This window comes from Methylobacterium sp. Gmos1, from assembly GCF_053764715.1.
This window is the reverse complement of record NZ_JBSNCC010000005.1, coordinates 59,041-78,377: the sequence shown is the minus strand read 5'-3', so window position 1 is coordinate 78,377 and position 19,337 is coordinate 59,041. Positions and strand designations below refer to the sequence as shown.

Here is a 19,337-nt window from a genome sequence, read left to right as displayed (position 1 = left end):
ACCGGATCATGCGGCGGGGCGGCCTTCCGCGGTTCGGCCCGAGCCGGTAGCCTTGAGGCCGATGTCCGCCTCCGCCCACTCCGCTTACCCCGCCGCCCCGATCGCCAACGTGCCCGAATGGTCGGTCACCGAGCTGGCGGGCGCCCTCAAGCGCACCCTGGAGGATGCGTTCGGCCACGTGCGCCTCAAGGGCGAGATCTCGGGCTATCGCGGCCCGCACGGCTCCGGCCATGCCTATTTCAGCCTCAAGGACGGCGGCGCCAAGATCGATGCCGTGATCTGGAAGGGCACGATGCTGCGGCTGCGCCACAAGCCCAAGGAGGGGCTGGAGGTCGTGGTCACCGGGCGGATCACGACCTATCCGGGCAAGTCCGCCTACCAGATCGTGGTCGATTCGCTGGAGCCTGCCGGGGCCGGTGCCTGGATGGCGCTCCTGGAGGAGCGCCGGCGCCTGCTTTCCGCGGAAGGACTGTTCGACGCCGCCCGCAAGCGGCCGGTGCCCTACCTGCCGACGGTCGTCGGCGTCGTCACCTCGCCGACGGGCGCCGTGATCCGCGACATCCTGCATCGCCTCGCCGACCGCTTCCCGCGTCCCGTCCTGGTCTGGCCGGTGCGGGTGCAGGGGGAGGGGGCGGCCGAGGAGATCGCGGCGGCGATCCACGGCTTCAACGCCCTCGAACCCGGCGGCGCGATCCCGCGGCCGGACGTCCTGATCGTCGCCCGCGGCGGCGGCTCGATCGAGGATCTGTGGTGCTTCAACGAGGAGATCGTGGTGCGGGCCGCGGCCGCGAGCGCGATCCCGCTGATCTCCGCCGTCGGCCACGAGACCGACGTCACGCTGATCGACCACGCCGCCGACCGCCGTGCGCCCACCCCGACCGGCGCCGCCGAGATGGCGGTGCCGGTGCTGCACGAACTCTTGGTCGACCTCGACTCCCTGAGCCGGCGTCATGCCGGCGCGCTCCTGCGCCTCGTCGACCAGCGCCGGGGCGAGTTGCGCGGCCTGACCCGGGCGTTGCCGGGCCCGGAGGCGCTGCTCGCCCAGAAGCGCCAGCGCCTGGACCTGGCGGAGGCCCGCCTGGCACCAGCGCTCGCCGCCAATGCGCGGGACGCGCAGAGCCGCCTCAACCGGGCGCTCCAGGCCCTCGCCCGCAATCCGCCGTCCTTGCGCCTGGCGCGGGCCCGCGAGCGTCTGGCGGCGATCGACCACCGTCCGCGCCACGCCCTGGAGCGGGTGCTGGCGGTGCAGGGCGAGCGGCTGAACGGGCTTTCACGCAGGCTGGACCGGGCGCCGGGCCAGGGTCTGGAGCGCCTCGCCGGTCGGCTGTCGCGGGCGACCGCGCTGTTTTCCAGCCTCAACTACCGGGCGGTGCTGGCGCGCGGCTACGCACTGGTGCTCGACGAGGCCGGCACGCCGGTCGGGTCGGCGGCGGGGGCGCAGGCGGCCGGACGGGTGACGGTCGAGTTCGCCGACGGGCGGGTGGCCGCGACCGTGGAGGGCGCTGGCCCCACGACCCCGCCGAAGCCGGCTCCGCGTCGGGCGGCCAAGCGCAGGGAGAGCGGCGCGGACACGAAGAAGGCGCCCGCGGAGGGCGCCTTGCAAGGATCGCTGTTCGAGACGTGAGGCACACCGCCCGAACCCTCCCCCGCAGAGGGGGGAGGGTGACGCGGCAGCCATCGTGGCGTCGACTGGAAACGACCGCCCCGGACAAACTCAATACTCGTCGTCGTCCTCGTCCTCTCCGCCCTTCCGCATCGGCTTGAGGCGGGCGAAGACCGAATCGGCGTCGATGCGCTCCTCGCGCCCGGGACGGCGCTCCTCCTCGCGCTCCTCGGGCTCGGGCAGCACCGAGAGCTCGGGCGGCATCAGGGTGGCGCCGCCCTCGGCGGATTCCACCAGCGGACGGTCCTTGGCGGCGCGCTGGACCTCGAAATCGAGGTCGATCTGCGAGCACAGGCCGAGGGTCACCGGATCCATCGGCTGCAGCGAGCCGGAATTCCAGTGGGTGCGCTCGCGGATCTGCTGGATCGTCGACTTGGTGGTGCCGACGAGGCGCATCACCTGCGCGTCCTTCAGCTCCGGGTGGTTGCGCAACAGCCACAGGATGGCGTTCGGCCGGTCCTGGCGGCGCGACAGGGGCGTGTAGCGCGGTCCCTTGGTGCGCTTCACCTCCGGCAGCTTCACCTTCGAGACCGCCACCTTCATGCGGTGGTTCGGGTTTCCCTGCGCCCGCTCGATCTCCTCGCGGGTGAGCTGGCCGGTCGAGACCGGGTCGAGGCCCTTGATGCCGGCCGCCACCTCGCCGTCGGCGATGCCCTTCACCTCGAGCGGGTGGAGCTTGCAGAAATCGGCGATCTGATCGAAGGACAGCGACGTGTTCTCGACGAGCCAGACGGCCGTCGCCTTCGGCATCAACGGTCCCTGGGACATTCCACACCTCCTCGGGGCGCTCCTTCACGCGGGAGCGCGACGGCCGCCCGTCCGGGAAGCGGCCCTGTACTGACACGGGCCTCTCGACGGCGACAGGGCGCCCGGGGCGGAACCGGGAGGTTCCGCCGGCGTCCCGGAATGGTCAGGACGGCCTGTCTCACGCTGTGAGGGAATCGTCCGATATATAGGCGCGTCGCGGGCCCGGCGCAAACCGCTTTCGCAACGATCCTGTCGCTGCTTACGACGCGAAACGCCCGCCGGGCGCGCCGGCGGGCGGGAACGCGGAAGCGGCCGGGTCGCTCAGGCGAACAGGCTCGACACGCTCGATTCGTCGGCGGTACGCCCGATCGCCTCGCCGAGCAGCGGCGCGATGGTGACGACGCGGATGTTGCGGGCGAGCTTCACCGCGGCGGTCGGCTGGATCGAGTCGGTGATGACCAGCTCCTTCAGCTTCGAGGAGGCGATGCGCGACACCGCGCCCCCCGAGAGCACGCCGTGGGTGATGTAGGCCGAGACGTCCTTGGCGCCCTTGGCGAGCAGGGCCTCGGCGGCGTTGACGAGCGTACCGCCGGAATCGACGATGTCGTCGACGAGGATGCAGGAGCGGCCCTCGACCTCGCCGATGATGTTCATCACCTCCGATTCGCCGGGCCGGTCGCGGCGCTTGTCGACGATGGCGAGCGGCGCGTCGATGCGCTTGGCGAGCGCGCGCGCGCGCACCACGCCGCCGACGTCGGGCGACACCACCATCATGTCGGCGGGGTCGAGCCGCTCCTTGATGTCGCGCACCATCACGGGGGCGGCGAACAGGTTGTCGGTCGGGATGTCGAAGAAGCCCTGGATCTGGCCGGCATGCAGGTCGAGAGTCATCACCCGGTCGGCGCCGGCCTCGGTGATGAGGTTGGCCACGAGCTTGGCCGAGATCGGGGTCCGGCCGGAGGTGCGCCGGTCCTGGCGGGCATAGCCGAAATAGGGCAGCACGGCGGTGATCCGCCGCGCCGAGGAGCGCCGCGCGGCGTCGATCATGATGAGCAGTTCCATCAGGTGATCGTTGGCCGGGAACGAGGTCGACTGGACGATGTACACGTCCTCGCCGCGCACGTTCTCCTGGAGCTCGACGAAGATCTCCATGTCGGCGAAGCGGCGCACCGAGCAGACCGCCAGCGGCTTCTCGAGATAGGCCGCGATCGCCTCGGCCAGCGGGCGGCTCGCGTTGCCGGCGACGATCTTGATCGAGGATTTCATCGTGCTTCCATCGTGGCCCGCGCGAACGGCCCCGGCGCTGCCGCGCGGTGCCCTTGAGGGAGGCCCGCGCGCGCCGGGGCGAGGGGAGGATCGCATCGCGCTTCGCGCGAGCACGGGCCCCTCGCGCGACGATGCTCTGGTGTGACGGGCGAGGCTCTTACCAGTGCCGGGATACCGTCACAATGCCTTCATGCCCGCACGGCTGCGCAGCACCCCTGCATTCCTGTGCAGGAGTGCGGCCGCGATGGCATCGGTCGCCTCAAGGCTGCAGCAGCTTGTGGAGATGCACGATGAAGTAGCGGGTCTGGGCGCTGTCGACCGTCTGCTGCGCCTTCGCCTTCCAGGCCATGGCGGCGCTGGCATAGTCGGGGAAGATGCCGACCACGTCGAGCTTCGAGAGGTCGCGGAAGGTGACGCTGTCGAGGTCGGTCAGCTCGCCCCCGAAGACCAGATGAAGCAGTTGTTTCGGCTCCTGGGAGGTGGCCGGCGTCGGGTTGCTCATGCGCGTCGTCTCCGCGTGCCGCGACGAAGCCGTCCGGCGGGACGGCACCTGCCCGTCGCAGGCAGGTGCCGCGGGCGTCGCAAACGCCGGCCCGCGCGTCAAGCCGGATCGTGCTGCACTGCACGCACCGGCCCGCCCGGCTCAGGCGGCGCCGAGGGCCGGGTAGTCGGTGTAGCCCTCCGGGCCCTGGCTGTACCAGGTCTTGTAGTTGTCCTTGTTGAGGGGCGCGCCCTTGGCGATCCGCTCCGGCAGGTCGGGATTGGCGAGGAAGGTGCGGCCGAACGCGATCGCGTCGGCGCGGCCCTCGTCGAGGGCCGCCTGGCCCTTCGGCCCGTCGTAGTCGGAATTCAGCACCAGCGGCCCGCGGAAGGCGGCCTTGATCGCTGGTGCCACCGCCGGGCGGGCGGCCTTGCCGAAGGTGCCGTCCGGGCCCGGCTCGCGCAGTTCGAGGAAGGCGACGCCGATCTCCGACAGGGCGGCGGCGGCGGCCGGGAACAGGGCCTGCGGCTCGGGGTCGTCGACGCCCTGGATCGGCTCGTTCGGCGACAGGCGCACGCCGGTACGGTCGGCGCCGACGGTGTCGACGACGGTGCGGGCGACCTCGGCGAGAAGGCGGATGCGGTTCTCGACCGGCCCGCCGTAGCGGTCCTGGCGCAGGTTCGAGTTCGATCGCAGGAACTGGTCGATCAGGTAGCCGTTCGCGGCGTGGATCTGCACCCCGTCGAAGCCGGCCTCGATCGCGTTGCGGGCGGCCTTGGCATAGTCCTCGAGCACCCGCGGGATCTCGTCCTCGCGTAGCGCCCGCGCCTCGGCGTAGGGCTTCTTGCCCTCGTAGGTGTGGGCCTGGTCGGGCCCGGTCGTGGCCGAGGACGAGACCGGCTTCTGCCCGCCGAGGAAGTCGGGATGGACCAGCCGGCCCATGTGCCAGAGCTGCGCGACGATGCGCCCGCCGGCCTCGTGCACCGCGGCCACCACGGGCTTCCAGGCCTCGACCTGCTCAGGGCTCCACAGGCCCGGCGCGAACGGCCAGCCGGTGCCCTCCTGCGAGATGCCGGTGGCCTCGCTGATGATGAGGCCCGCGCCGGCGCGCTGGCGGTAGTACTCGGCCATGATCGGGGTCGGCACGTGCGAGCGCGAGGCACGGCCGCGGGTCAGCGGCGCCATCAGGATGCGGTTCGGCGCCGAGATGGCGCCGAGCTGGATCGGATCGAACAGGGAGGGCACTGAGATCATCTCCGGATCGAGCCCGGCTTCAAGGGCCGGGCGATGCCCGTGAGATGTGGGCGCTGCATTGCAGCGGACCAGACCCGGGCGCGAAGAACCGGACCGGGATGTGCGCTGCCTCACCCCGCGGCGGGGAGTGTCTCCCCCGTCACGACTTGTCCATCTGCTCCCTGGCGTCCGAGAGCGCCTTCATGCAGCCGGCCTCGTCGCCGTTCTTGTCGAGCTCGCGGGCGCGGTTGAGGCTGGCGCGCGCCTCCATCACCCCGGTGCCGCCGCCGCTCGCCTTGGCGACGTCGGCGGTGGCCTGGGATTCGGTCGAGCCGGGGGCGGGCCCCTTGGGCAGGGTCGAGGGGCTGGTGCCCTTCTCGGCCGCCGCCTCGGCCTGGGCTTCGCGGCGCGACGCCACCTCCTTGCCGCCGCTCGACGCGGAGATGGTCTCGCGGCTCTTCGCGTCGAGGCGCGGCTCCAGGGACGAGATCTCGGTGCCGCAGGCGCCCGCGAGGGCGGGACCGGCGAGGCCGGCGAGAAGGCCGGCGGCGAGGATGAGCTTCATGGCGTGTCTCTCCCGTTCCGGGTCCGAGGCGAGCGCCTTCAACGGCGAACCTTGGCCCGATCGAACCCTGGTCGCGAACCCCGGCCCGGGGCCAGGGGTTCCCCCGCACGGGAATCATTGCAGCAAAAAGGGGCCGCTCCCGGCGGGAGGCGGCCCCTCGTGTCGTTCCGCGGGGCGCGCGGCCCCGCGGGATCGTTGCTACGCGCTCAGCTTGTCGCGCATCGGCAGCTGGCGGATGCGCCGGCCGGTCGCCGCGAAGATCGCGTTGGCGATGGCGGGGGCCACCGGCGGCACGCCGGGCTCGCCGACGCCGCCGAGCGGCTTGTCCCAGGACCCGCCCTGCACGAGGTGGACGTTGATGATCTTGGGCGCCGCGTCGATGCGGGTGAGCTCGTAGGTGTCGTAGTTGTCCTGGACGGCGCGGCCGTTCTTGAAGGTGATCTGGGCGGTGAGCGCGAGGCCCATGCCCATCACCACCGCGCCCTCGAGCTGCGAGCGCACCCGCTCCGGGTTGACCTGCTGGCCGCTGTCGATGGCGATGTCGACCCGCTGGACGGTGACCTCGCCCTTCGGCGACACCTCGACCTCGGCGACGGCCGCCGTGTAGGTCACGAAGCTGTAATGCGCCGCGATGCCGAGGCCGCGGCCCTTCTCCACCTTGCGGCCCCAGCCGGCCCCTTGCGCCACCGCCTCGATCACGTTGCGCAGGCGGCCCGTGTCGTAGGGATAGCGCGAGGGATCCTCGCCGTAGTTCCAGGCATCGCCCATCTTGACCGGATCGATGATCCGGGCCGGGCCGATCACGTCGAGGAGGTAGTCCTTCGGGTCGCGGCCGGCCATGTGGGCGAGCTCGTCCAGGAACGACTGCACCGCGAAGGCCCGCGGGATGTTCGAGACCGAGCGGAACCACCCGATGCGCACGTGCGCGTCGGCGGGCGGGTTCTCCATCCGCATGTTGGGGATGTTGAACGGCACGTTGACGAGGCCCATCCCGAGCTCGATGGGGATCTGCTCGTTGGCGCCGGCGACGAAGGTCGAGCCGATGGTCGGGGCCGCGCTGCGGTGCAGCCAGGCGATCGGCATGCCCTTGTCGTCGAGGCCGGCCTCCAGCCGCTCCACCGAGACGGTGTGGTAGTAGCCGTGGTGGAGGTCGTCCTCGCGGGTCCAGGTCATCTTGACCGGGGCCCCGTCCATCGCCTTCGAGCAGAGCGCCGCCTCGACGAAGTAGTCGGGCTTCGACTTGCGGCCGAAGCCGCCGCCGAGCAGCGTGACGTTCACCGTGACGTCCTTGGGATCGATCCCGAGGCGCTTGGCGATGCGGTCGCGGGCGGCCTGGGGCGACTGCACGCAGCCCCAGGCCTCGATCTTGCCGTCCTTGGCGATCCGCACGGTCGCGGCCGGCGGCTCCATCGGGGCCTGGACCAGATGGGGGATGTAGTACTCGGCCTCGAGGCGCTTGGCCGCCTTCTTCATCGCCGCGTCGACGTCGCCCTCCTGGCGCACCACCTTGCCGGGCTTGCGCACGGCCTCCTCCAGGGTGGCCCGATAGGCGTCGGAATCGTAGGAGGCGTTCGGGCCGTCCTCGAAGGTGGCGTTCAGCGCCTCGCGGCCCTTGATCGCCGCCCAGGTGTTGCGGGCGACGACCGCGACGCCGCCGGTCGGCATGAACTCGTAAGGGGGGGCCGGCGGATCGATGGTGACGACCTTCACGACGCCCGGCACCTTCATGGCCGCCGCCTCGTCGAAGCTCTTGACCTTGCCGCCGAAGACCGGGGGCCGCGCGACCACGGCGTAGAGCATGCCCTCGACGCGGGTATCGAGGCCGTACTGCGCCTTGCCGGTGGTGATGCCGGCGTTGTCGATGAGGCCGATGCGGCCCTTGCCGATGTAGCGGAAGGCCGACGGGTCCTTGAGCTTGACCGAGGCGCGATCCGGCACCGGTACGCTCGCGGCCGCCTGCGCCACGTCGCCGAACGCGATGCGGCGCCCGGACTTGGCGTGGACGAGGGCGTGGTTCTCGGCGGTGACCTCACCGGCCGGCACGTTCCACTGCTTGGCGGCGGCCTCGACCAGCATGGTGCGGGCGGCGGCGCCGGCGCGGCGCAGCGGCATGAAGAAGTGCCGGAGGGAGCGCGAGCCGTCGGTGTCCTGGTTGCCGAAGCGCTCCTCGTCGCCGTGCGCCTGGGCGACCTTGACCTTGGCCCAGTCGGCATCGAGCTCGTCGGCGACGACGAGCGCCACCGAGGTGCGCACGCCCTGGCCCATCTCCGAGCGGGTGCAGGTCACCGTCACGGTGCCGTCGGGGGCGATCGCCACGAACAGGGTGGGATCGTCGCGCCAGCCATGCGGCATGCCGTCGGCGCCGAAGCCCTTCTCGGCGGCCTTCAGGTCCTGGGGCTTCAGCGACAGGGCGAGCACCAGGGCGCCCGCGCCCGCGAGCAGGCCACGGCGGCTGAGCTGGCCGGGCGAGGCCTTGAGGATCGCGGATTCCGGCTCCTCTGACGGGGCAGCCTTGAGGAAGGAGGAGAGGTCGTGAATCACAGGCGATCTCCCTGGCCGGCCTTCGGGGTCAGTCCGGCCGCCTGCTTGATGGCGGCGCGGATGCGCGGATAGGTGCCGCAGCGGCAGAGATTGCCGCTCATCGTTGAATCGATGTCGGCATCGGTCGGCTTCGGCGTATCCTTGAGGAGCGCCGCCGCCTGCATGATCTGCCCGGTCTGGCAGTAGCCGCACTGCGCCACGTTGAGCTCGCGCCAGGCGGCCTGGACCGGGTGGTTGCCGTCCGGGGACAGGCCCTCGATCGTCACCACCGGCTGGCCGTCGGCGGCCGAGACCGGGGTCTGGCAGGCCCGCACCGCGGTGCCGCCGACATGGATGGTGCAGGCGCCGCAGGCCGCGACGCCGCAGCCGAACTTGGTGCCCGTCAGGCCGAGCTCGTCCCGCAGGTACCACAGGAGCGGCATCTCGGGATCGCCGTCGAAGCGGCGGTCCTCACCGTTCACGTTGAGCTTGATCATCGTCGCCCTCCGGCTTCGGGAGGTTTCCTGGGCGCCCCGCGGACATGGCTCCGGTCGCGGCGCCCCGCCTCCCTGTCGATTTCAGTCACGCATCGCGGCGCCGCGGCCGTCCGGCCCGCGCCCCGTTCCTCCCGGATCACGCCTGGACCGGCGTGCTCTTGCTTGCTGGGGTGCGGCGTTCCGGCGAGGGCATCCCCCGCGGATCGTCCCACCGAGCCCGAAGTCCAAGCCCGAACATGAGAATGGTTTCAGGCTATGGATGGGTAACCCGGAGTTGCGCGTGTCGGCAAGACGGGACCGCCTCGCCGAAATGCCGCGTCGGGCCGGCGGCAACGCCTTGCCGGAGGATCGCTTTTCCTGTATCGGCCCAACCTCCGGTGGTCCGATGCCGGGATGCCGCATGCGGGGGCGACGAGCCCGCCGCATCGCGCTCCGGCCGGATCGTCCGGAAAAACACGTTTTCGCCCGTCGATCACGCGCCGGCCCGCGACCCATTTCGGGGAGCGGCGGTTCCGAGAGGACTCTCGGGACTCCGGCGGGCGGAAGCGGCCCGTTGATACGAGCCGCCGGCGCCGTCCCCCCGGATAGGGTGGGACGAAAGGGAGCATCAATGTCCGCAGGTTTGCAAGGCGCCGCGTCGAGCCGCGAGGATTTCGCCGCCCTCCTGGAAGAGTCGTTCCGGGAGCACGAGATCACGGAAGGCTCCGTGGTCAAGGGCCGCGTGGTGGCGATCGAGAAGGACGTCGCCGTCATCGACATCGGCGCCAAGACCGAGGGCCGCGTCGCCCTCAAGGAGTTCACGGGCCCCGGCCGTGACCAGCCGATCGGCGTCGGCGACGAGGTCGAGGTCTACGTCGACCGGATCGAGAACGCCCTCGGCGAGGCTGTCATCTCGCGCGACAAGGCGCGCCGCGAGGAGAGCTGGGTCAAGCTCGAGAAGGCGTTCGAGAACAACGAGCGCGTCACCGGCACGATCTTCAACCAGGTCAAGGGCGGCTACACCGTCGACCTCGACGGCGCCGTGGCGTTCCTGCCGCGCTCGCAGGTCGACATCCGCCCGGTCCGCGACGTCACCCCGCTGATGGGCACGCCGCAGCCGTTCCAGATCCTCAAGATGGATCGCCGCCGCGGCAACATCGTGGTGTCGCGCCGCACCGTGCTCGAGGAGAGCCGGGCCGAGCAGCGCTCCGAGCTGGTGGCCAACCTCGAAGAGGGTCAGGTCATCGACGGCGTGGTCAAGAACATCACCGAGTACGGTGCGTTCGTCGACCTCGGCGGCATCGACGGCCTGCTGCACGTCACCGACATGGCGTGGCGCCGCGTCAACCATCCGTCCGAGGTGGTCAACATCGGTCAGACCGTCAAGGTCAAGATCATCAAGATCAACCACGAGACGCACCGCATCTCGCTCGGCATCAAGCAGCTCCTGGCCGATCCGTGGGAGGGCATCGCCGCCCGCTACCCGGTCAACGCCAAGCTCAAGGGCCGCGTGACCAACATCACCGACTACGGCGCCTTCGTGGAGCTGGAGCCGGGGATCGAGGGCCTGATCCACGTCTCGGAGATGAGCTGGACCAAGAAGAACGTCCATCCGGGCAAGATCGTCTCCACCTCCCAGGAGGTCGAGGTTCAGATCCTGGAGGTCGATCCGGTCAAGCGCCGCATCTCGCTCGGTCTCAAGCAGACCCTGCAGAACCCGTGGGAGGCCTTCTCCGAGAAGCACCCGCAGGGCACCGAGGTCGAGGGCGAGGTCAAGAACAAGACCGAGTTCGGTCTGTTCATCGGCCTCGAGGGCGACGTCGACGGCATGGTCCACCTCTCGGACCTCGACTGGAACCGTCCGGGCGAGCAGGTCATCGACGAGTTCAAGAAGGGCGACGTGGTGCGCGCCCAGGTTCTCGACGTCGACGTCGAGAAGGAGCGCATCTCGCTCGGCATCAAGCAGCTCGCCGGCGACCCCTTCGCCGATGCCGGTGACGGCATCCGCAAGAACCAGGTCGTCACCTGCGAGGTGCTCGAGGTCAAGGACTCCGGCATCGAAGTCAAGATCGTCGATTCCGACCTCCAGGCCTTCATCCGCCGGGCCGACCTCGCCCGCGAGCGCAACGACCAGCGCCCCGAGCGCTTCGCCGCCGGCGAGAAGCTCGATGCGCGCGTGACGCAGTTCGACCGCAAGGCCCGCCGCGTCCAGCTCTCGATCAAGGCGCTCGAGATGGCCGAGGAGAAGGAGGCGATCGCCCAGTACGGCTCCGCCGATTCGGGCGCCTCGCTCGGCGACATCCTCGGCGCGGCCCTCAAGGCCCGCCAGGGCGACAAGAAGTAAGGGACACCCGTCCGGGCCAGCCGGCCCGGACACCCCGATGAGATCGAACGCCCGCGCGGACAGCCTCCGCGCGGGCGTTCTCGTGTCCGGATTACCGCGATCGGGGAGGGGGATGCCCGCAAAACCGGTCTTGCCGCTGCGCGACGGCCGGGGGTAGAACAGCCCGGGAGCGAGGTGCGCCAAGGACTTGCAGGGAACCACCCGGCAGGACGGCGCCTTCCGGAGTCTGACCAGGATACGGGCGCCGCATGGCCATCGATGCCGAACTACTCCTCGACCGGCGGTCCTTGCGCCGGAAGCTGTCCGTGTGGCGCGCGATCGGGATCGGGGCGCTCATCGTCGCCGCCGGCGCCGTCGGCTGGCGGGCGGCCGGGGGCAGGGGCCTCTCCGCCGTCACGCCGCAGATCGCCCGCATCAGCATCGACGGCTTCATCGCCGGCAGCGAGAAGACCCGCGAGCTGATGAAGCGCGTCGGCGATTCGAGCGCGGTCTCGGGGGTCGTCGTGGCGATCAACTCGCCGGGCGGCACCACCACCGGCTCGGAAGAACTCTTCCGCAACCTGCGCGCGCTCGCCGAGAAGAAGCCGATCGTCGCCTTCGTCGACGGCACGGCCGCCTCCGGCGCCTACATCACGGCGATCGCCGCCGACCACATCGTCGCCCGCGAGACCAGCCTCGTCGGCTCGATCGGCGTGCTGTTCCAGTACCCCGACGTCTCGGGCCTCCTCGACAAGGTCGGGGTGAAGGTGGAGGAGGTGAAGTCCTCGCCGCTCAAGGCCGAGCCGAGCGGCTTCCACCCGACCCCGCCGGAAGCCCGCGCCGCCCTCCAGGCGATCGTCGGCGACACCTTCGGCTGGTTCAAGGACCTGGTCGCCGAGCGCCGGAAGATGAACCCCGACCAGATCAAGGCGGTCGCCGACGGCCGGGTGTTCAGCGGTCGCCAGAGCGTGCCGCTCGGCCTGATCGACGAGACCGGCAACGAGCGCCAGGCCATCGCCTGGCTCGAGCGCGAGAAGGGCGTGGCCAAGGACCTGCCGGTGCGGGACTGGAAGCCGCGCTCCGACAACCGTTTCGGCCTGTTCTCGGCCGCGGCCGTCGGCGCCGGGCTCCTCGGCTACGACGACCTCGCCGCCCGGCTGCGGCAGGCCGGCCCCGAGACGGAAAGCCTGGCCCAGGGCGGCCTTCTCGCGGTCTGGCGCCCGTAAGGCACGAGACAGAGCATTTTCTCGACGAAGTGGATACCGGTTCGTCGAAGAACATGCGGCAAACACGGGCGTAGAGAGCTTCGCGATTGCAACGCGATCGTGAAGTGCTCTAGCCCTCGCGCAGCAGCAGCATCCCCCGGCCGGCCCCGCCTCAGTCGAGACCCTACCGCCCATGATCAAGTCCGAGCTGGTGCTCAAGATCGCCGAGCAGAACCCGCACCTGTATCAGCGCGACGTCGAGAACATCGTCAACGCCATCCTCGACACGATCGCGGACGCGCTGGCGCGGGGCGACCGGGTCGAGCTGCGCGGCTTCGGCGCGTTCTCGGTCAAGCGCCGGGAGGCGCGGCGCGGCCGCAACCCGCGCACCGGCGCTGCCGTGGCGGTGGCCGAGAAGGCAATCCCGGTGTTCAAGACCGGCAAGGAGATGCGCCTGCGCCTGAACGCCGCCGGGATCGGCGCCGACGAGCCGAGCCACGCCGAGGCCGCCGCGAGCTGACCCTGGCGCTCGGGTCACCGCGCGTTACACTTGTGCAGGGGCTCGACCCTCCGGCGGCCCCGCTCCCTTCCCGCATCACCGACGAAAGACCGGGTTTCCCGATGATCCGCTTCCTCAAGGGCCTGATCCTGCTGCCCATCGCGATCGTGGTCGTGCTCCTGGCGGTGGCCAACCGCCAGCCGGTGATGCTGTCCTTCGATCCGTTCTCGAACGGGACGCCGGCCTTCAGCCTGCCGATGCCGCTCTACGCGCTGATCTTCGCCGCGGTGGCGGTCGGCATCGTGGTCGGCGGCATCGGCTCCTGGCTCGGCCAGGGCGACACCCGCCGCGACCGCCGCGCCAAGGGCCGCGAGCTCACCCGGCTGCGGGGCGAGGCGGAGCGCCTGCGCCAGACCGCCTCGGCCCACACACCGACGGTCGGCCGCACCGCCCTGCCGGCCCCGGTGAGCCGCGCCTGAGATGCGGCTGATCGGCGAGGCCGAGATCGACGCAGGCCTCACCCCGCTCCGGATGATCGACGCCCTCAACGTCGCCTTCCGGGCCGGCGCGACGGCGCCGACGCGCCACCACCACGCGATCGAGACGGCGCCCGACGGGGCCTCGCTGCTGCTGATGCCGGCCTGGACGGCCGACTATGTCGGGGTCAAGATTCTGACCCTGTTCCCGGGCAACCCCGCCCACGGCCTCGACACGATCCAGGGTGGGGTCCTGCTCTGCGACGGGCGCGACGGCCGCCCGCTGGCGCTCCTCGACGGGGCACGCCTGACGCTCTGGCGCACCGCTGCCGCCTCGGCCCTCGCCGCCCGCCACCTCGCCCGCGAGGATGTCGCCCGCATGGTGATGGTGGGATCGGGCGCGCTCGCCCCCTTCCTCGTGCGGGCGCACGCCGCGGTGCGGCCGATCCGCGACGTCGCGGTCTGGAACCGCCGCCCGGAGGGCGCAGCGCGCCTGGCCGCGGCCCTCGCCGCCGAAGGGTTCGCCGCCCGCGCCGTCACCGACCTCGCGGCGGCGGTGGGGGAGGCGGACCTCGTCTCCTGCGCCACCCTCTCGACCGAGCCGCTGGTGCGCGGCGCCTGGCTGCGGCCCGGCACCCATCTCGACCTCGTCGGCGCCTTCACGCCGGCGATGCGCGAGGCCGACGACGAGGCCCTGTCGCGCGGGCCGGTCTACGTCGACACCCCCGATGCCCTGAAAAAGGGAGGCGACGTCTCCGTGGCGATCCAGTCCGGCGCGCTGGCGCCCGAGGCGATCGCCGGCGACCTCGCGGCCCTGTGCCGGGGCGAGGCGCCCGGCCGTCGGAGCCGGGACGCGATCACGGTGTTCAAGTCGGTCGGCGCCGCGATCGAGGATCTGGCCGCCGCGGCGGCGGTGTGGGAGAGCCTGACGCAGCCGGCGTGAGCGTCCGCGACACGTGCGGGCGGCGGCGTATCGGCGTATAGGGACCGGATGTCGCCCGCTTCCCCAAAGACCTGCCTCGTCAAGATCTGCGGCCTCAGCACGCCCGACACCCTGGAGGCGTCGCTCGCCGCCGGCGCCGACCTGATCGGCCTCGTGCATTTTCGCAAGAGCCCGCGCCACGTCGACCTCGACCTCGGCGCCGCCCTGTCGCGGCAGGCCCGCGGCCGGGCCGAGCGCGTCGCCCTGCTGGTCGATCCCGATGACGCCCTCGTCGAGGCGGTGGTCGCCGCCCTCGATCCGGACTGGCTCCAGCTCCACGGCAACGAGAGCCCGGAGCGCGTGGCGGCCGTGAAGGCCCGCACCGGCCGCCCGGTGATGAAGGCGCTCGGCATCGCCACCGCGGACGACCTCGCCCGCGCCGCCGGCTACCACGGCATCGCCGACCGGCTGCTCTACGACGCCAAGCCCGCGCCGAACGCGGTGCTGCCCGGGGGCAACGGCCACGCCTTCGACTGGTCGCTGCTGGCCGGCGCCGGCCGCGACCACCCGTTCATGCTGTCGGGCGGCCTGACGCCTGGGACGGTCGCCGAGGCCCTGGCGGTGACCGCCGCGCAGGCGGTCGACGTGTCGTCGGGCGTCGAGTTGAGCCCCGGCCGCAAGGATCCGGACCGCATCGCCGCCTTCGTGGCGGCCGTGAGACGGGCTGCGTCCGAACCGCAAATTGCCCCAAAGGCGCGAAGGGCGTAAGGCCCGCCGATCAGGAACCCGTAAAACCCTCCCAGACCTAAAGAGCTCCCGCCGTGACCGCTCTCCAGAACCCGAACTCGTTCCGCACCGGCCCCGACGAGCGCGGCCGCTTCGGCATCTTCGGCGGCCGCTTCGTGGCCGAAACGCTGATGCCGAACATCCTCGCCCTGGAGGAGGCCTACGCGGCGGCCAAGGCCGACCCGGCCTTCCAGGCCGAGATGACCGCCTACCTCACGCATTACGTCGGCCGGCCGAGCCCGCTCTACCACGCCGAGCGGCTGTCCGAGCACCTCGGCGGCGCGAAGATCTACTTCAAGCGCGAGGAGCTGAACCACACCGGCTCGCACAAGGTGAACAACGTGCTCGGCCAGATCCTGCTCGCCCGCCGGATGGGCAAGCCGCGGATCATCGCGGAGACGGGGGCGGGCCAGCACGGCGTGGCCACGGCGACGCTCTGCGCCCGCTTCGGGCTCAAATGCGTCGTCTACATGGGCGCGGTCGACGTCGAGCGGCAGAAGCCGAACGTCTTCCGGATGAAGATGCTCGGCGCCGAGGTGGTACCGGTCGAGTCCGGCACCCGCACCCTCAAGGACGCGATGAACGAGGCCCTGCGCGACTGGGTCACCAACGTCGCCGACACCTTCTACTGCATCGGCACGGTGGCGGGCCCGCACCCCTATCCGGCGATGGTGCGCGACTTCCAGTCGATCATCGGCATCGAGACCAAGGCGCAGATGCTGGAGCAGGAGGGCCGCCTGCCCGACTCGCTCGTCGCCTGCATCGGCGGCGGCTCGAACGCCATGGGGCTGTTCCACCCCTTCCTCGACGACCGCGAGGTCGCGATCTACGGCGTCGAGGCGGCCGGCCACGGCGTGTCGAGCGGCCTGCACGCCGCCTCGCTCACCGGCGGCAAGCCGGGCGTGCTGCACGGCAACCGCACCTACCTCCTGATGGACGGCGACGGCCAGATCGCCGACGCGCACTCGATCTCGGCGGGCCTCGACTATCCGGGCATCGGCCCCGAGCACGCCTGGCTGCACGAGATGGGCCGCGTCACCTACCTGTCGGCGACCGACAGCGAGACCCTGGAGGCGTTCCGCCTCTGCTCGCTCATGGAGGGCATCATCCCGGCCCTCGAGCCCGCCCACGCCCTCGCCAAGGTCGCCGAGCTCGCCCCCAGCCTGCCGCGCGACCACCTGATGGTCGTCAACCTCTCGGGCCGCGGCGACAAGGACATCCCGCAGGTCGCCGAGATCCTGGGCGACGCCCTCTGAGTCAGCCTCGCGCCTCGCCGCCCACGGCGGGGCGCGAAAAGGCCCGCGACGGTTCCTTGACAGCCCCGCCCGCCTCCCCCTATATCCGCGCCACCGCAGAGCCGGACACGAACCGGCCACCGCGCGGCGGAGTAGCTCAGTTGGTCAGAGCAGAGGAATCATAATCCTTGTGTCGGGGGTTCAAATCCCTCCTCCGCTACCAAAGTTTCAACCCCGCTAAGCAATTAGCGGGGTTTTTGCTTTCTTGCCCTACCACGAGGGCGGCTTTACTTCCTAGCTCAGTGCTAGCGCACCCCCAAAATTTGCTCTGCGAGGGTAACGCTTTGCTGGGGGGTCAGAAAGCACCCTAGCGCGGTTCAAGCGCAGTCAGCTGCACCACAGTAACCAGACAGGGCCGCCCCTTTGAGACCCCCTGGCAACGTCCCAGACGACCGCTTCCAGCTGTTCCAGCGCTCGGGCAGCACCAAGTGGCAGATGCGCTTCAGCATCCGCGGACAGGGGCAGCTCAAGCGCTCCCTCGATACCGACGATCTCCGGGAGGCACAGCGCCGGGCGGAGGCCATTTGGTACGAAGCAACGTATCGCGCACAGCAAGGCCTCACCGCCCGCGCCCGTACATTCGAGAGCGTCGCCGAGGAGTACATCGCGCAGATCCTGCGCGAGGTGGAGCGTGGGGAACGCCGGGCGGACCAGGGCAAGAGCGAACCCGCCGTGATCCGCCGGTACTTCGTAGGCTACTTCGGTCAGAAGCACATTGATGCGGTGAGCGAAGCCGACCTGGAGCGCTATGCGGAGTGGCGGCGCACCTACTGGACCGAGGGCCCTGGCAAGCTCATCACGCACATCGAGTACGAGAGGGGAGGCCACCGGCTACGTCGGCCCGTACGCCGCTCTGCGCCCTCTCTGAGCCGCCAACGGGGCGAGCTGGTGGTGATGCGGCAGCTGCTGCGTTGGGCGTCACGGCAGGGCTACATCAAGACCTCTCCAGAGGTTACTATCAAGACCCGGCGCACGCAGGACAACAGGCGACCCAGCTTCGAGCCGAGCGAGTTCGCTCGTTTGCAGGAGGTGAGCCTCAGTCGGCTGGTGGACCCCATCATGGACGGCAGCGGAGCCATGGTGGAAGCCAGCGACAAGCGTCGCTGGCGCATCAAGCGGCTGGACGATCACACCCGGCGGGATCGCACCCTGCTGCACGCCTACGTGATGATCGGCGCGTTCTCGGGTCTGCGGCCTACGGAGATGTACAATCTCACGTGGGGCGACGTGCTGGGCTACCGAGCAGGGCGGGGCAAGCCCGTGGACCAGCGCGACATCCGGCTGCAGGTTCGAGGCAAGGGCAAGAGCGGCAAGGCGATCCCGCAGAAGGCGGCGATCCCGTGGTTTGACACCCTATGGATGCTGTTCGAGCGCAGCATGGGCCGTGAGCCCGTGGATGCCGATCCAGTATTCGCAAGTGAGCAGGGCAAACGCATCACGTCGGTGGCCAATGGCTTCACCGAGCTGCTGAAGGCGGCCGGCTTGGAGCGGGACCACCGGGGGATCAAACGCACGCCGTACTCACTCCGTCACTTCTACATCAGCGAGCAACTGGCCAATGGGTCCGAGGTGCTGGATGTGGCTCGCAACTGCCGCACGTCGTTGGCCATGATCGACAAGCATTACGGGCAAGTGCGGCTGGAGCGTGTAGTAGATCGGCTGCGACCGGAGTGGATCCGCTCATGATGCGAGTATGAAGCTGACCTTCTGTAGACATTCCATCTTGCCTGTACGGATGCCCACAACGAAATTAGAAGATAGTATAAGCGCTACGGTAGGAATTGCTACGTGTAACTTGCATCAACGTGGCTAACTCATCTCCGCCTAAGGATAAATTCGCCACGTGTCCCCGCCGACGTCCAGTAATTGCCGCGCAGTGCTCCCGCCTCTGCCTCGTAGTACCGCAATATTGCAGCACCTTGGTACGGCGGTCCTGCCGTTCGGTCCGATGAGCGCGGCTGAACCTCATAGACGTAATACAGCACCGGCGTCTTAGATCTCTTCTCTCTGCTAGCTTGCGCCATTAGAGTGAAAGAGTCCGAGCCGTCAGAAAAGACCTGCATGCCAATGCTTGCAAAATCTTGATCGATGACAGCACGGGCTTTTACGGTCCCTTGCTCTTTGCTTCCATGCCAATTAATATTTATCACTCAATCGCCATTCAGATCAGGAAAGAGCGCCCTGCCCAAAATCGGGAATCGTTCCCAGATCTTTCGCCAACCAAAAAAAACCCATACCGAGATTGCAAGCTGCAATGCAGTCCCGCCACTGAACGCCAGGAGTGCAATACGGAGCAAGCTCTGATCGTGAGAGCCGTATTGCCATACGAGCAACACAGCCACGGCGACTATGAATGCGTATGTTGTTGCTATCATCCCGATCAGACGGGGCAGCGGCAAAAGCCCGATCACTGGCTCATCTCGTGCACTCGCTCTGCTCCGGATTCGAATATCGCAACACCAAATCCTCGACTTGCGATGCCAGTGAGTATCACCTCCGGCAAGGCGGAGCCGAAAAGCGCAGCCAAGTAACGCCCGCCAAATCGCTTACCGCGGTCAACCTTTGCATGCGGCAAAATGGGTGGTGAGAAGTACTGCGCCACCAAGGCAACACGCAGATCAGGCGACAGGACGTGGAACCCGTCGTGGTACTCGCTCTGCTCGGTTGAGATGCAGGCAAGAAGACTGACGACGTCCTCGGTATTCCGGATCCTGCTCACCGGGCGCAGTGGGAAGATTGGCAGTACCTCCGGTTTCGCGGTGACGATTACCCCGACGCCGGTGAACGCCGGACCAGCTGTACGCGATGTTTCAGCGAGCAAGCCAGCGAGCGTGCGTATGGTTGCGGATTGCGGCGTTGCTATCATTCACGCAGACCGTA

18 protein-coding genes and 1 tRNA gene are annotated in these 19,337 nt (G+C 69.7%); 10 read left to right on the top strand and 9 right to left on the bottom strand.

The window, feature by feature from the left end; genetic code table 11:
• Window positions 1-61: 61 nt before the first annotated feature.
• Entirely contained in the window at window positions 62-1,624 is a 1,563-nt protein-coding gene (xseA, locus tag ACS5PV_RS12275) for an exodeoxyribonuclease VII large subunit (protein ID WP_455395605.1), read from the top strand.
• 90 nt (window positions 1,625-1,714) lie between these two features.
• On the opposite strand, the gene ACS5PV_RS12270 is transcribed toward xseA, so the two are convergent.
• The 7 genes from ACS5PV_RS12270 to ACS5PV_RS12240 form a co-directional block, all read right to left on the bottom strand.
• A complete protein-coding gene (locus ACS5PV_RS12270; RefSeq protein WP_455395604.1) occupies window positions 1,715-2,431 on the bottom strand; it encodes a DUF1013 domain-containing protein in 717 nt (238 codons plus the stop codon).
• Window positions 2,432-2,731: 300 nt separating this feature from the next.
• The gene (locus tag ACS5PV_RS12265; RefSeq protein ID WP_455395603.1) at window positions 2,732-3,676 is read right to left on the bottom strand and encodes a ribose-phosphate pyrophosphokinase; all 945 of its coding nucleotides are present in this window, start codon (window positions 3,674-3,676) and stop codon (window positions 2,732-2,734) included.
• Between the two features lie 259 nt (window positions 3,677-3,935).
• Window positions 3,936-4,178, bottom strand: a complete 243-nt coding sequence (locus ACS5PV_RS12260; RefSeq protein ID WP_455395602.1) for a DUF4170 domain-containing protein — start codon at window positions 4,176-4,178, stop codon at window positions 3,936-3,938.
• Between the two features lie 141 nt (window positions 4,179-4,319).
• The gene (locus ACS5PV_RS12255; protein WP_455395884.1) at window positions 4,320-5,402 is read right to left on the bottom strand and encodes an alkene reductase; all 1,083 of its coding nucleotides are present in this window, start codon (window positions 5,400-5,402) and stop codon (window positions 4,320-4,322) included.
• Window positions 5,403-5,550: 148 nt separating this feature from the next.
• A complete protein-coding gene (locus ACS5PV_RS12250) occupies window positions 5,551-5,955 on the bottom strand; it encodes a hypothetical protein (protein WP_455395601.1) in 405 nt (134 codons plus the stop codon).
• A 198-nt stretch (window positions 5,956-6,153) separates the two neighbouring features.
• Window positions 6,154-8,436 carry a molybdopterin cofactor-binding domain-containing protein gene (locus tag ACS5PV_RS12245; RefSeq protein WP_455395883.1) on the bottom strand — a complete coding sequence of 761 codons (2,283 nt, stop codon included), beginning with the start codon at window positions 8,434-8,436 and terminating at the stop codon, window positions 6,154-6,156.
• A 56-nt stretch (window positions 8,437-8,492) separates the two neighbouring features.
• On the bottom strand, window positions 8,493-8,972 hold the full coding sequence (locus ACS5PV_RS12240) for a (2Fe-2S)-binding protein (RefSeq protein WP_455395600.1): 480 nt from the start codon (window positions 8,970-8,972) through the stop codon (window positions 8,493-8,495).
• 610 nt (window positions 8,973-9,582) lie between these two features.
• Between ACS5PV_RS12240 and rpsA the strand changes: the two genes are divergently transcribed.
• From rpsA to ACS5PV_RS12195, 9 genes are all read left to right on the top strand, one after another.
• Window positions 9,583-11,295 carry a 30S ribosomal protein S1 gene (gene rpsA / locus ACS5PV_RS12235; protein ID WP_455395599.1) on the top strand — a complete coding sequence of 571 codons (1,713 nt, stop codon included), beginning with the start codon at window positions 9,583-9,585 and terminating at the stop codon, window positions 11,293-11,295.
• Between the two features lie 248 nt (window positions 11,296-11,543).
• On the top strand, window positions 11,544-12,500 hold the full coding sequence (gene sppA / locus ACS5PV_RS12230) for a signal peptide peptidase SppA (RefSeq protein WP_455395598.1): 957 nt from the start codon (window positions 11,544-11,546) through the stop codon (window positions 12,498-12,500).
• Window positions 12,501-12,672: 172 nt separating this feature from the next.
• Window positions 12,673-12,999 (top strand): integration host factor subunit beta, encoded by a 327-nt coding sequence (gene ihfB, locus ACS5PV_RS12225; protein WP_455395597.1) that lies wholly within the window; start codon window positions 12,673-12,675, stop codon window positions 12,997-12,999.
• 101 nt (window positions 13,000-13,100) lie between these two features.
• Window positions 13,101-13,457 carry a DUF1049 domain-containing protein gene (locus ACS5PV_RS12220; protein ID WP_455395596.1) on the top strand — a complete coding sequence of 119 codons (357 nt, stop codon included), beginning with the start codon at window positions 13,101-13,103 and terminating at the stop codon, window positions 13,455-13,457.
• Between the two features lies 1 nt (window position 13,458).
• Window positions 13,459-14,397, top strand: coding sequence for a bifunctional Delta(1)-pyrroline-2-carboxylate/Delta(1)-piperideine-2-carboxylate reductase (gene lhpI / locus ACS5PV_RS12215; protein ID WP_455395595.1), 939 nt, complete (start codon window positions 13,459-13,461; stop codon window positions 14,395-14,397).
• A gap of 48 nt (window positions 14,398-14,445) precedes the next feature.
• Window positions 14,446-15,144, top strand: coding sequence for a phosphoribosylanthranilate isomerase (locus ACS5PV_RS12210; protein WP_455395594.1), 699 nt, complete (start codon window positions 14,446-14,448; stop codon window positions 15,142-15,144).
• Between the two features lie 53 nt (window positions 15,145-15,197).
• A complete protein-coding gene (gene trpB / locus ACS5PV_RS12205) occupies window positions 15,198-16,418 on the top strand; it encodes a tryptophan synthase subunit beta (RefSeq protein WP_455395593.1) in 1,221 nt (406 codons plus the stop codon).
• 125 nt (window positions 16,419-16,543) lie between these two features.
• Window positions 16,544-16,620 (top strand) — tRNA-Met (locus tag ACS5PV_RS12200).
• Window positions 16,621-16,892: 272 nt separating this feature from the next.
• On the top strand, window positions 16,893-18,143 hold the full coding sequence (locus ACS5PV_RS12195) for a tyrosine-type recombinase/integrase (RefSeq protein WP_455395592.1): 1,251 nt from the start codon (window positions 16,893-16,895) through the stop codon (window positions 18,141-18,143).
• A gap of 128 nt (window positions 18,144-18,271) precedes the next feature.
• Here ACS5PV_RS12195 and ACS5PV_RS12190 read toward each other — a convergent pair whose 3' ends face one another.
• Complete coding sequence (locus tag ACS5PV_RS12190) at window positions 18,272-18,607, bottom strand: Cap15 family cyclic dinucleotide receptor domain-containing protein (protein ID WP_455395591.1); 336 nt, start codon at window positions 18,605-18,607, stop codon at window positions 18,272-18,274.
• 257 nt (window positions 18,608-18,864) lie between these two features.
• Window positions 18,865-19,323, bottom strand: coding sequence for a hypothetical protein (locus ACS5PV_RS12185; RefSeq protein WP_455395590.1), 459 nt, complete (start codon window positions 19,321-19,323; stop codon window positions 18,865-18,867).
• Window positions 19,324-19,337: the final 14 nt, after the last annotated feature.

What these genes read in the sequence shown, in the direction of transcription:
- ACS5PV_RS12240 (WP_455395600.1), bottom strand. Translation starts at nt 8,972, where the DNA reads ATGATCAAGCTCAACGTGAACGGTGAGGACCGCCGCTTCGACGGCGAT.
- ACS5PV_RS12210 (WP_455395594.1), top strand. Translation starts at nt 14,446, where the DNA reads ATGTCGCCCGCTTCCCCAAAGACCTGCCTCGTCAAGATCTGCGGCCTC.
- ACS5PV_RS12270 (WP_455395604.1), bottom strand. Translation starts at nt 2,431, where the DNA reads ATGTCCCAGGGACCGTTGATGCCGAAGGCGACGGCCGTCTGGCTCGTC.
- ACS5PV_RS12260 (WP_455395602.1), bottom strand. Translation starts at nt 4,178, where the DNA reads ATGAGCAACCCGACGCCGGCCACCTCCCAGGAGCCGAAACAACTGCTT.
- sppA (WP_455395598.1), top strand. Translation starts at nt 11,544, where the DNA reads ATGGCCATCGATGCCGAACTACTCCTCGACCGGCGGTCCTTGCGCCGG.
- ACS5PV_RS12250 (WP_455395601.1), bottom strand. Translation starts at nt 5,955, where the DNA reads ATGAAGCTCATCCTCGCCGCCGGCCTTCTCGCCGGCCTCGCCGGTCCC.
- ACS5PV_RS12195 (WP_455395592.1), top strand. Translation starts at nt 16,893, where the DNA reads ATGCGCTTCAGCATCCGCGGACAGGGGCAGCTCAAGCGCTCCCTCGAT.
- ihfB (WP_455395597.1), top strand. Translation starts at nt 12,673, where the DNA reads ATGATCAAGTCCGAGCTGGTGCTCAAGATCGCCGAGCAGAACCCGCAC.
- ACS5PV_RS12185 (WP_455395590.1), bottom strand. Translation starts at nt 19,323, where the DNA reads ATGATAGCAACGCCGCAATCCGCAACCATACGCACGCTCGCTGGCTTG.
- ACS5PV_RS12265 (WP_455395603.1), bottom strand. Translation starts at nt 3,676, where the DNA reads ATGAAATCCTCGATCAAGATCGTCGCCGGCAACGCGAGCCGCCCGCTG.
- ACS5PV_RS12220 (WP_455395596.1), top strand. Translation starts at nt 13,101, where the DNA reads ATGATCCGCTTCCTCAAGGGCCTGATCCTGCTGCCCATCGCGATCGTG.
- rpsA (WP_455395599.1), top strand. Translation starts at nt 9,583, where the DNA reads ATGTCCGCAGGTTTGCAAGGCGCCGCGTCGAGCCGCGAGGATTTCGCC.
- xseA (WP_455395605.1), top strand. Translation starts at nt 62, where the DNA reads ATGTCCGCCTCCGCCCACTCCGCTTACCCCGCCGCCCCGATCGCCAAC.
- lhpI (WP_455395595.1), top strand. Translation starts at nt 13,459, where the DNA reads ATGCGGCTGATCGGCGAGGCCGAGATCGACGCAGGCCTCACCCCGCTC.